The sequence below is a fragment of the Bacillus pretiosus genome, assembly GCF_052947655.1.
The window spans coordinates 1,186,341-1,198,634 of record NZ_CM129593.1 but is presented as its reverse complement, the minus strand read 5'-3'; the positions used below and the strand labels follow the sequence as shown (position 1 = coordinate 1,198,634).

Here is a 12,294-nt window from a genome sequence, read left to right as displayed (position 1 = left end):
ATAAATCTCATTCACCAAATATTGGTTCCATTACTGATACACTAATATATAACCAATCTATTAGTGTTAGAATAACGATAAATCATTTCTAACAAAACGAAACTTATTACACTTTATATTGTTTATCAAAAACACCCCGAAAATATTTGCGGTTATATTCAATTGCAGCATTATTCGGAACATAAGAAGCTGCTAGTTCATTGTAATAATAAGCTTTATCTTGCTCTCCTAACTTGCTATAACAAATACACATTTGTAAATAGGGAAGCCATGTGTAGCTCGCTGGACTATGAAACGGACTCTCCGTCGCCATTGGTACTTCCGTTGCAAGTTTAAACCAAAATATCGCTTCGTTATATTTTTGTTGTTCCATATATATATATCCTATTCTTGTACAATTCTCTCCTCTAGGAACATCATATCGAAACGACTTCACGCAAGATTCAACTGCTTTCTCCCACATTCCAATCTTTGCATAGCAATCTCCTAACTTACCACATGCATAAATTTTCTCTTCATACCATCCTTCGTCTTGATTAAGAAATGTTTCATATAGTAGAACTGCATCATCATATTTTTGATTATCCATAGATTCATTCGCGTAATAAAATAAATCTCTCGGACTCAATTCTTCTCCAGCTGCTACAGCATCTTGAAAAATTTTCAAATTACGATTTGTTACCTTTTTTTCTTTTTTATGTGTAATAGCAACATTACTACTAAAAGTTTCACCAGAAATAGCTAAATATTCATGAACCTTTCCAAACCATTGAAATTGTTTTTCACGCTTTACAAGTCGATTTCTTTTTGTACAATATAAAGGTTTCCCGTTAGAATCCATTGCAAGATGATACGGCATCGAAACTGCATCCACATTAGGATCTAATTCTCTTTTTAATAGGATCAATGCCTCTTGAGCATCTTCTAATAACACATCATCAGCATCTAGCCATAATATATATTCTTGTGTTGCTTTCGAAAAAGAAAAATTTCTAGCTGCCGCAAAATCATTAATCCATGGAAAGTCATATATGTTGGAAGTATATTGAGCTACAATTTCTTTCGTTCGATCAATGGAACCTGTATCAACTACAATAATTTCATCAACAATTTTTTCTACTGCCTCTAAACATCGACCTATTGTATCTTCCTCATCTCGAACAATCATACATAAACTAATTGTGATTCCTTGCTTGTTCAACATAATCACCCTCTTCCAAATCAATCATATGTTATACATACAATAAACTTTCCACTTTTTTAACTTACACAAGCAGTTTAAGATTTCTTTTCAATAATTCAAATGTCCGTGTCATTTTCTTCCGGTTTTGCATCTACTATATAATGAACGCTTTATGGAGGTGAATTTATGTCAAATAATAATTATTCAGATGGATTGAATCCCGATGAATCTTTATCAGCTAGTGCATTTGACCCTAATCTTGTAGGACCAACATTACCACCAATACCACCGTTTACCCTTCCTACCGGACCAACTGGGCCGACTGGGCCGACTGGGCCGACTGGGCCAACTGTACCAACTGGACCGACTGGACCGACTGGGCCGACTGGACCGACTGGACCAACTGGACCGACTGGACCGACTGGACCGACTGGACCGACTGGACCAACTGGAGACACTGGTACTACTGGACCAACTGGGCCAACTGGAGACACTGGTGCTACTGGACCAACTGGGCCAACTGGAGACACTGGTACTACTGGACCGACTGGGCCAACTGGAGACACTGGTACTACTGGACCGACTGGGCCAACTGGTGCTACCGGACCGACTGGACCAACTGGACCGACTGGACCAACTGGGCCAACTGGACCGACTGGACCATCAGGACTAGGACTTCCAGCAGGATTATATGCATTTAACTCCGGTGGAATTTCTTTGGATCTTGGACTTAATGCTCCAGTACCATTTAATACTGTTGGATCTCAGTTCGGCACAGCAATTTCTCAATTAGATGCCGATACTTTCGTAATTAGTGAAACTGGATTCTATAAAATCACTGTTATCGTATATACTGCAGCCGTAAGTCTATTAGGAGGACTTACAATCCAAGTAAATGGGGTACCTGTACCTGGTACCGGAACGACTTTAATCTCAGTTGGAGCACCTATCGTTGTTCAAGCAATTACGCAAATTACGACAACTCCATCATTAGTTGAAGTAATTGTTACAGGACTTGGATTATCATTAGCTCTTGGTACGAGTGCATCCATTATTATTGAAAAAATCGCTTAATTTTTTCCTTAGCAGTAAAACTGATATCAGTTTTACTGCTTTTTCATTGGTAAATTCAATCATTAAATCCTTCTTTTCTACATAGTCATAATGTTGTATGACATTCTTCAGGAGGCAATTATATGGAAAATAAATCGGCTGTCCAGCTTTATCTTGAGTTATTAAAGAAAACAATTTTATTTGAAATATGGCTAGAATACGAACCATACTTACCTGCTTCTTTACATATATCTAAAGAACTATCATATGAACCAGTTACGGTTCCACTTCCTTTATTTCTTAAGCAGTATATAGAAAATCACAATTTAAAAATCGTTAATCCTAATGTTTCAAACGATGAGCGTCAAGGTGGCAAGGATTGGCCAAGAGCTGCACACAGTATGGTTGGTCGAAAACGTATGAATCAATTACAAGAGGCGATGGAAACTGTAGTCAGGGAAAATATAGAAGGCGATTTTATTGAAACTGGTGTATGGCGCGGAGGATCATGCATTTTTATGAATGGGTTTTTACAAGCAAACAACATTAAGGATCGTACTGTATGGGTTGCCGATTCGTTTGAAGGTCTGCCCGCACCTAACTTAGAACAATATCCGAAAGATTACGGTGATTATTTGCACACATTCGATTACTTACGAGTTTCTTTAGAAACAGTGCAAGAAAACTTTAGAAAATATGATTTATTAAATGATCAGGTGAAATTTTTAAAGGGTTGGTTTAAAGATACATTGCCTTCAGCACCGGTAGAAAAAATTGCAATTGCTCGCCTTGATGGTGATATGTATGAATCAACGATGGATAGTCTTGTAAATTTATACGATAAAGTTTCAACAGGTGGCTTTATTATTATTGATGATTATGGATTGATAACATGCGCAGAGGCTGTAACAGATTTCAGAAGTGAAAGAAACATAAAAGCTCCTATGACTCAAATTGATGATTTCGGTATTTATTGGCGAAAAGAATAGGATACAATTTTATTTTTTTGAGGGGTTCTATCACACTACTTATTCATAAGGACCTATCATGTAAAGTTCCCCTCACTATAAATGATTAACTTATATATGCAATAAAAATCTCTTACTTTACTACAAGGACGGAGTGAATGTATGAACGAAAATGAGAAAAAAATCACATTAATTCCACCCCCAGAACTCGTTCAATATGTAGGTGGTGACTTTGAAGAAGTTGGAAAAGAGTTTATACAGTATTTTATTGAATTTGGAAATTTAAAATCAAATGAAACAGTGTTAGATATAGGCTGCGGCATCGGCCGAATGGCGGTTCCATTAATGAATTATTTAAGTGATGATGGTACTTATTATGGATTTGACTTATTCAATGCGGGAATTACATGGTGCAAAAATAACATTTCAACACGCCGTAACAATTTCCATTTTGAACATGTCGATATATATAATCAATTCTACAATCCCGAAGGAAAAGAAGATGCTTCCGAATACAAGTTTCCATATGAAGATGAATCATTTGATTTTATTTTTTTAACGTCAGTATTTACCCATCTCCTTCCGAAAGAATTAGAACATTACGTATGCGAGATTGCACGAGTTCTAAAAAAAGATGGGAGATGTTTTATTACTTTCTTTTTAATTAATCCTGAATCTTCCTATTACTTAAACGCAGGACTAAGTACGTTAGGTTTTTATCATCAAATTGACAATTGTTATGTTCTAAATAAAGATATCCCGAACTTCGCAGTTGCCTATCCTGAAGAAGATATTCGTATCCTATTAAATAAGTATGGGCTAGAAGTACAGACTCCCCCTCATTATGGTTCATGGTGTAGCAGAACTAAACACACAAGTTATCAAGATATTATTCTTACACAAAAAACTTCTGAAAGGTAGTTGTATATGAATAATATTAAAAATCCGCCTCTCGTTTCCATCCTTATTCCCACCTATAATCGACCACATTATTTTAAAATTGCTTTAGAAAGTGCATTAGCACAAACGTATTCAAATATTGAAATTATTGTAGGAGACGATAGCACAAATAATGAAACAGAAAAATTAATATACAGACATTATTTACATAAGCATAAACATATAACGTACATTCGAAATGCTTCTACTCTAGGACAATTTCATAACGCCCTTATGCTCTTAGAACAGTCAAATGGAGAGTACATAAATTTCTTAATGGACGATGATATATTTTATAATAATAAAATCGAAAAAATGATGTCTTATTTCCAACAAGACTTAAATAAAAATCTCGCGCTTATCACATCCTATCGCACTTGGATTAATGATAATGGAGATATAATTGAACAACATCCCTCCATGAAAAAATTATATGATGAAGATACTCTACTAAATGGGAAAGCTTTTGGAAACCGTATGCTTATACTGGGACAAAACATTATTGGTGAACCTACGACTGTACTCTTTCGAAAAGATCTATTAGCAGAACCATTCGGCACTTTAAATGGTAGAAAATATGGTTGTAGTGTTGATATGGCCTCTTGGATAAGTTTACTGTCAAAAGGTGATGCAATGTATATAACTGAGCCCTTAAGTTCATTCCGCCTTCATACGGGACAGCAAGTACATTACAAATTCCTTGAAGGCTGTGAAGATTTTTTACATCTCGTTTTAACCTCCAAAAAATATGGTTTCTTACAAGATAGCACCCGTTATAAATCGAGTCTGTTAAAAGCTTGCGAATGGCACGATGATGCTGTGAATTTTTATCAGCTATACCCAAACCTCATTCCAACTTCCGATACACATGCCCGTCTCTCCTATTGTTTAAATATCATTACAAAAGAACTCCGAGAAATATAGTCCATCACACGGTAGGCACTATTCCTTCCGTGTGATGTATGACTTCCCACAAATAGTGGAATAAATGTATGCATAGTCTGCTTGTATATTATTTTTATCATGACATGATCCATATACTTACTAGGCGATAGAAAGGAATACATACATTGAAAGATCCAAATTCTCAATATCAAATAGACTACGTATTACTATTCATCTTATTTGCCATTGGGACTGTTAGTTGCTTTGCAATTGCAAGTGCACAAGCCTCTTTACCACCATTTTTGCAAAATGTAAATTTTGTATTAAAGCAAATCCAATGGTACTTCATTGGATTTATAGCCATCGGTTTTATTATGATTATCGATTTCGATCGTTATCAAAAAATTGCTTGGTATTTATATAGCTTTGCATTGGTACTACTAATTGGACTAGAACTTCAAGTACCAGGTGCCGTTACAATAAAAGGTGCGACCGCTTGGTACAGGCTTCCAGGCATCGGAAATTTCCAGCCTTCTGAAATTATGAAATTGTTTTTAATTATCGTCACCGGACGAATTATAGCAAATCACAATGAGAAATATTTTTTCCGAACAATACACAGCGATTTTTTATTACTTGGAAAAATATGTGCAACAAGTTTGCCACCCCTACTACTTATTGCAAAGGAACCTGATTTAGGAAACACAATGGTAATTTCAGCTATGCTCGCAGCAATGATACTAGTTTCTGGTATACGTTGGCGTTTTATTTTCGGATTAGTTTCTGGTATTTTTGTAGCTGGCGTTACATTAACGTATATTTTTTTTACTCATACAAAATTCTTTAAAGCACACATTTTACAAGAATATCAACTAAATCGCTTCTACGGCTGGTTAGCGCCATACAAATATGATGCGCAAGGCTATCAATTAAGACAAGCTTTCTTAGCTACTGGATCAGGGGAAATGCAAGGAAAAGGTTGGGAAAATGGACAAGTATACTTTCCAGAACCACATACGGATTTTATTTTCACCAATGTCGCTGAGCAATTCGGCTTTTTAGGCGCAAGTGTCATTGTTTCACTTTTTTTCCTACTTATTTTCCGCATGATTCATATCGCTTTAGAAAGTAATGACCCTTTCGGTAGTTACATCTGTGCTGGTACAATCGGAATGTTTACTTTTCAAGTATTTCAAAATATCGGGATGACCATCGGATTACTACCTATTACAGGAATTACATTACCCCTTATGAGCTACGGAGGAAGTTCCTTACTCACATACATGATAGCGATTGGCTTCGTTTTAAACGTTCGCTCAAGAACGAAAATCTTTATGTTTAAATGACGAGCAAAAACAGTATATTTTTATCTCTATCCTTTTTTAGATATACTAATGAAAAATATGGTGGAGGTTTAAATATGAAATTTGACATTATAGGGGATATTCATGGATGCTTTCAAGAGTTTCAAGATTTAACGACGAAACTCGGATACAACTGGAATAGTGACCTGACGTTTCACCCTGACCAACGTAAGCTTGCTTTTGTTGGTGATATTACAGATCGCGGCCCTCATTCATTACGTATGATTGAAATTGTATGGGAACTTGTCATAAATAAAAAAGTAGCTTATTACGCTCCGGGAAATCACTGTAATAAACTATACCGTTTTTTCCTTGGGCGTAATGTGACAATCGCTCATGGACTCGAAACAACTGTTGCCGAATATGAAGCACTGCCTTCTCATAAACAAAACATTATAAAAGAAAAATTTATCACCCTTTACGAGCAATCCCCTTTATATCACGTACTCGATGAGAAAAGGTTAATTGTATGTCACGCTGGAATTCGGCAAGATTACATAGGAAGACAAGATAAAAAAGTACAAACCTTTGTATTATATGGCGATATTACAGGAGAAAAACATGCTGACGGCTCTCCTGTCCGTCGCGACTGGGCACAAGAATATAAAGGAAAAGCTTGGATTGTATATGGACATACACCAGTTAAAGAACCTCGCTTTGTAAATCATACAGTCAATATTGACACTGGAGCTGTATTTGGTGGCAAACTAACCGGACTACGTTATCCTGAGATGGAGACCGTTTCCGTCCCTTCCTCCCTGTCTTTTGTCCCTGAGAAATTTCGCCCAATTTCATAACTATCCTTATTTCAGATACCATTCACAAATTACGAGGATTACCGTATCATTTAGGCGGCTCTCCTATAAAAACTAGGTAAAGTAATTAAAAAAAGATGCAATAAAGTGCATCTTTTTTTAATTACACGGCATATACTGTCGCAGGAGGTGACAGAATGAAGAAAAAATCTTCTAAACAAAAAAGAAAATGCCCGCCTTTTTATCTGCCCATGTACGGAATTAACAACTGGTGCAGCATTCGAGCTGCAGCTTTAGAAGAACCGGACGGACAAGGGGCTTCCCCCAAAAACAAAGCTAAACCAAAATATGTCTCTTTAGAAAATGCTGTAATGAGCCGCATAATCGATAATAGAAAAACAAAGATGCAGCAAAAAAATAAACCTCTCTCTACTCACACTGAACAGGTTGTGCCTTCTGAGCAAACAGAGAAAAATACAGAAGAAGACATCCCTGTAGCAATAAATAAAAAAGCAGAATCAGAAATTCCAGCTGCTATTATAAATCAAGTGAAAAAAATAAGAAAAGCATTAGCACCATCCAATGATATACAAACAGAAAAAACGATCATAATTCAAACTCCTACACCTGAAAATACAAAAGTAAAAAAAGGGGGACGATATGCACATGCAGAGGGGCTTCACTCTAATGCAGAGGGTACAGCTTCACATGCAGAAGGACTTCTTACACACGCAAAAGCTTCTTTCTCTCATGCGGAAGGATCAAAAACGAAAGCAACTGGACATAGTTCCCATAGTGAAGGAAGTGAAACGACAGCAGGTGGCTCTTATTCTCATGCGGAAGGTAAACATACAATCGCTTTAGGCGAAGCAGCACATGCAGAAGGAACCGCGACTATCGCTAACGGATTCTCTTCTCATGCGGAAGGTAATCATACATCAACAGCTCATTTTGCAGGTAGCCATATTATGGGGCGCTTCGGCACAGCAGAAGAATCTTATTCTTGGTTTATTGCAAACGGCACAAATGAAACCGATCATAATATCGGTGCAAAGTGGCTTGCTCATAATGGGGAAATGTATATTGATGGCGCTTCTTACAATGCAAGTGGAACTGATTTTGCACAAATGTTTGAAACAACAGACAATAATTTTATTGATGTAGGTTATTTCGTTACATTTAGTAGCGAAGAAAAAATTCGGATCGCTACTTCAAACGATTCATTCATTTTAGGAATATCTAGTGCAACCCCCGCCCTTATAGGAAATAGCGGTGCTTTAAGTTGGCAAAAACGCTATAAAACAGATAACTTTGGAAAACGCCAATATGTACGTACGGAATCGCAAGACATACAACCTCTTTTAAATACAGAATGGGATCCAACTTGCAAATATATAGCAAGAAAAGATCGTACCGAGTGGCTTCCTGTCGGATTAATTGGACAAATGTTAGTACGCGATGACGGCACTTGCGAAACGCATGGATATTGTCGTCCAAATAACGATGGCATTGCTACAAAATCCGAAAGTGGCTTTTTCGTTATAAAGCGCACGGGTGAAAATCAAATTTTAATATTATTCCGCTAAGAAAAAAGGGAACAAAATTCTTCGTTACATAAGAATTTTGTTCCCTTTTTAAGTATGCCTTAATACCTCTTCCATATCGCTTGGAATCGTTGTAGTGAAAGACATTTCCTTCTCTAAAATAGGATGATAAAACGTCAAAGATGTACTATGAAGTGCTTGACGTTTTATCACATCTCTTCTTCCTCCATATAAATCATCACCAAGTAACGGGTGGCCTATATGAGCCATATGTACACGAATTTGATGCGTTCTTCCGGTCTCAAGCTCAAGTGATACATGCGTCTTATGATTGGCGCTATCCATCACTCTAAAATGAGTAACTGCTCTTTGCCCATTTTCACAAACGGTTCGCTCAATAATGCTATCCGATTTTCGTCCAATCGGTGCATCAATCGTTCCTTCTCGTTCTATCATCTCACCGTGAACAATTGCTTCATATGTTCTTTTCACAGCTTTTTGTTGATGCTGTTTCGATAAAAGATGATGCACGAAACGATTTTTTGCAATAAGCATAAGCCCTGAAGTATCACGATCTAATCTTGTTACGATATGCACCGTACTTGCAAGATGCTGCTTATCATAATGAGATAAGAGCGCATTCGCAACACTACCTGCCGGATGTTCTCTAGACGGAATCGTTGACATGTTCGCCTCTTTGTTTATGACAAGAACCGCATCATCTTCATATACAATACATAAAGGGATATCTTCTTTAATCATCCCTTCACTTCTTTCTTCCACTGGAAAAAAGACACGTAATTCTTCACCAGCTTGCAACTGATGACGAACACTGGCATGTTGATTATTTACTTCAATAGCTCCGCCGCGAAATTTTATATCCGTTAAGGCGGCTTTAGAAATCCCTTTTGTTTTTAAAAATTCTCTAACTAAAGTTCCCTCTTCAGCCGATTCTATATCCCATTTCAATGTAAATCTGTTCAAATATATAAACCCTTTCTATTTATCTGCAACAAACGAATCACGAACTCGTTTCCAGAACGGGAACGGACGGAAACGAACAAATCGTACTTTCTCGTTTGCAACGCGATACTGGATTGATTTCACATCTTGATGAACCATCGTTAAATGGTCCACCGTAATTTGTAAGTTCATTCCCGCAGCCGGCTTCAACACACATGTATGATGCTTCGGCAATACGAGTGGCGAGCCTACAGTACGAAACACACGGTTATTAATAGATGCCATTTCTGCAATTTGAATCGCTTCAATAGAAGGGTGAATAATCGCTCCGCCAAGCGCCTTATTATACGCAGTACTTCCCGAAGGAGTAGAAATACAAAGGCCATCCCCGCGGAACGTTTCAAAGTACTCTCCGCGTATTTCCACTTCTGTTACTAATGTACCTTCCGCACTTTTAACAGTTGCTTCATTCATCGCCAAATACTGTGACTCTTTACTCCCATTCACATAGCGAATAATCACTTCTAAAAGCGGATATTCCACCACTTGGAATGGTGTTTTAGCAATTGCAATTACTAATTTCTCTACTTCTGTCGGTAACCAATCTGCATAGAAACCTAAATGCCCTGTATGTACACCAACAAATGCTGTTTCATCCAATCGATTATAATAACGATGAAATGCATATAAAAGCGTTCCATCTCCCCCAACAGAAATTACAATATCGGGTTCCTTTTCATCCATTATAAATCCAAAATCTAGCAAGTATTCTTTCATCGTGCTTGCCAGTGTATCTGATGATTGATCTCCCTTTGACATAATTGTAAATTTCATCGCCCAACACCCTTTAGTTTATGATTCGGAATCTTTCGTTTCTTGTTTTCTTGAAAAAGCTTTCTGCGCTTCTTGAATCTCAAGACGAATAGAAGACATTTCTTCATCTAATAAAAACGCCGCTTCCGCTGCGCGTTGCAAGCGTATTTTAATATCTTCAGGAAAACGTCCACTATATTTATAATTTAAAGAATGCTCAATTGTTGCCCAAAAATTCATTGCTAACGTGCGTATTTGGATTTCTACCAATACTTTTTTTTCTCCCTGAATCGTTTGAACGGGGTAACTAATGACAACGTGATAAGAGCGATAGCCGCTATCTTTCTTTTGCGTGACATAATCACGTTCTTCCACGATTTCAAAGTCATTTCGTTTTCGAAGATATTCTACAACAGGCTTAATCTCATCAACAAATTGACACATCATTCGAAGGCCCGCGATGTCTTGCATATCTTCTCTCAGCCGATCTAGCGGTACATTTCTCTTCTCCGCTTTATCAATAATACTAGCAACCGACTTTACCCTTCCTGTTACAAACTCAATTGGAGAATGCTCTGTTAACATTGCAAATTGAGTACGCATTCCTTTTAGTTTCACTTTCAGCTCTGCCACCGCTTGATGGTAAGGTGCTAAAAATTCTTCCCAATTTCGATTCATTTCAACCACCACCAAAATCAATCCATTTGCTTATAGAAATACTTTTTCTACAGCAGTTACTAGTTCTTCTCCGTAATTTGCATTACCTTCAATATTTTCAACTAAATATTCTACTTCTTCTTTTAAATTTTCTAATTCCATTTCAACGTCATTCACACGAACGAACATTACTATATCGTTATTCATCGCTTCATGCATTGCTTCCCAGCATGTGTGCGGAATACTTACATAAATGAAAGATGATTCGTTTTCTAAAATATATAAAAATGATAAATTGTCTGAGTCTACAAGTACGTGATTACGCGCACTTAACTCCTTTACCTCTATTTCATTATTTTCCGCACAAAAAATAAGCGCATTCTCTCTCTTTTCTACGCTCTTAACTTGAATTTTATTTTGCATGCTCTAACTCCTCCATCTCAACTTCCTGTCTTACTTAACAGTATTATTGTATCATAACATGGACGCAAACAAATAAAACATTGAACCAAATTTATGAAAAAGCGATAATGTGTAAAGAATTATTTTTTAAAAGGAGCGCGCATACAATGACACAAGAAATTGAAATTGAATTTAAAAATATTGTTACAGAAGAAGAATTCGATACATTATGTAAATCATTCTCTATTGAGGTATTTACGAAACAGGTGAATCACTACTTTGAAACACCGGGCTTCTCGTTAAAAGAAGCTGGCTCTGCACTTCGTATTCGTCATAAAGGAGAAACTTATACATTAACATTGAAACAACCTGCAGAAATCGGCTTGTTAGAAACGCATCAAGTCGTAACAGAAGACGAAGCAAGAATGATGATGGAAACAAACGGAATCATTCCAGGGGCTGTAATGGATCAACTACACAAATTACAAATTCCTGTTTCCACTTTAACTTATATGGGTAGTTTAACAACTGAAAGAGCCGAAACACTATTTGAAGGCGGAACGCTTGTCTTTGATCATAGTTTCTATTACAATCACGATGATTATGAAATTGAATTTGAAGTGCAAGATGAAGAAACAGGAAAAGCTGCATTTATTCATTTATTAAAACAGCACGACATACCAATCCGTCATACAAATAATAAAGTAAAACGCTTTTTCCTTGCCAAACAAAACAAAGCACGCTAAAGTGAAAATTCCACTAGTGAAT

At 36.8% G+C, this 12,294-nt stretch carries 13 protein-coding genes; 8 read left to right on the top strand and 5 right to left on the bottom strand.

Annotated features, from left to right (window positions below):
* Positions 1-106: 106 nt before the first annotated feature.
* The gene (locus ACU8YW_RS06220; RefSeq protein ID WP_088062484.1) at positions 107-1,204 is read right to left on the bottom strand and encodes a glycosyltransferase; all 1,098 of its coding nucleotides are present in this window, start codon (positions 1,202-1,204) and stop codon (positions 107-109) included.
* 165 nt (positions 1,205-1,369) lie between these two features.
* On the opposite strand from ACU8YW_RS06220, the gene ACU8YW_RS06215 reads away from it, so the two are divergent.
* The 7 genes from ACU8YW_RS06215 to ACU8YW_RS06185 all read left to right on the top strand — a co-directional run bounded on the left by ACU8YW_RS06215 (position 1,370) and on the right by ACU8YW_RS06185 (position 8,733).
* The gene (locus ACU8YW_RS06215; protein ID WP_446894045.1) at positions 1,370-2,257 is read left to right on the top strand and encodes a BclA C-terminal domain-containing protein; all 888 of its coding nucleotides are present in this window, start codon (positions 1,370-1,372) and stop codon (positions 2,255-2,257) included.
* Positions 2,258-2,379: 122 nt separating this feature from the next.
* A complete protein-coding gene (locus ACU8YW_RS06210; protein ID WP_088062481.1) occupies positions 2,380-3,225 on the top strand; it encodes a TylF/MycF family methyltransferase in 846 nt (281 codons plus the stop codon).
* Between the two features lie 141 nt (positions 3,226-3,366).
* A complete protein-coding gene (locus ACU8YW_RS06205; RefSeq protein WP_088121629.1) occupies positions 3,367-4,125 on the top strand; it encodes a class I SAM-dependent methyltransferase in 759 nt (252 codons plus the stop codon).
* A 6-nt stretch (positions 4,126-4,131) separates the two neighbouring features.
* A complete protein-coding gene (locus ACU8YW_RS06200) occupies positions 4,132-5,067 on the top strand; it encodes a glycosyltransferase family 2 protein (RefSeq protein ID WP_088608369.1) in 936 nt (311 codons plus the stop codon).
* Between the two features lie 146 nt (positions 5,068-5,213).
* A complete protein-coding gene (locus ACU8YW_RS06195) occupies positions 5,214-6,374 on the top strand; it encodes an FtsW/RodA/SpoVE family cell cycle protein (RefSeq protein WP_088062475.1) in 1,161 nt (386 codons plus the stop codon).
* Positions 6,375-6,448: 74 nt separating this feature from the next.
* The gene (gene prpE, locus ACU8YW_RS06190; protein WP_426933915.1) at positions 6,449-7,189 is read left to right on the top strand and encodes a bis(5'-nucleosyl)-tetraphosphatase PrpE; all 741 of its coding nucleotides are present in this window, start codon (positions 6,449-6,451) and stop codon (positions 7,187-7,189) included.
* Positions 7,190-7,344: 155 nt separating this feature from the next.
* Positions 7,345-8,733, top strand: a complete 1,389-nt coding sequence (locus tag ACU8YW_RS06185; protein ID WP_088121626.1) for a peptidase G2 autoproteolytic cleavage domain-containing protein — start codon at positions 7,345-7,347, stop codon at positions 8,731-8,733.
* Positions 8,734-8,781: 48 nt separating this feature from the next.
* On the opposite strand, the gene ACU8YW_RS06180 is transcribed toward ACU8YW_RS06185, so the two are convergent.
* The 4 genes from ACU8YW_RS06180 to ACU8YW_RS06165 are packed head-to-tail and all read right to left on the bottom strand — an operon-like array spanning position 8,782 to position 11,547.
* On the bottom strand, positions 8,782-9,675 hold the full coding sequence (locus ACU8YW_RS06180) for an RluA family pseudouridine synthase (protein ID WP_001079117.1): 894 nt from the start codon (positions 9,673-9,675) through the stop codon (positions 8,782-8,784).
* 15 nt (positions 9,676-9,690) lie between these two features.
* On the bottom strand, positions 9,691-10,488 hold the full coding sequence (locus ACU8YW_RS06175; protein WP_000673190.1) for an NAD kinase: 798 nt from the start codon (positions 10,486-10,488) through the stop codon (positions 9,691-9,693).
* 18 nt (positions 10,489-10,506) lie between these two features.
* Positions 10,507-11,145: a GTP diphosphokinase gene (gene yjbM / locus ACU8YW_RS06170; protein ID WP_001081480.1), complete on the bottom strand. Its 639-nt coding sequence runs from the start codon at positions 11,143-11,145 to the stop codon at positions 10,507-10,509.
* A 30-nt stretch (positions 11,146-11,175) separates the two neighbouring features.
* On the bottom strand, positions 11,176-11,547 hold the full coding sequence (locus ACU8YW_RS06165; RefSeq protein WP_001179996.1) for a UPF0738 family protein: 372 nt from the start codon (positions 11,545-11,547) through the stop codon (positions 11,176-11,178).
* 146 nt (positions 11,548-11,693) lie between these two features.
* On the opposite strand from ACU8YW_RS06165, the gene ACU8YW_RS06160 reads away from it, so the two are divergent.
* Entirely contained in the window at positions 11,694-12,272 is a 579-nt protein-coding gene (locus ACU8YW_RS06160; protein WP_048545155.1) for a CYTH domain-containing protein, read from the top strand.
* Positions 12,273-12,294 lie beyond the last annotated feature (22 nt).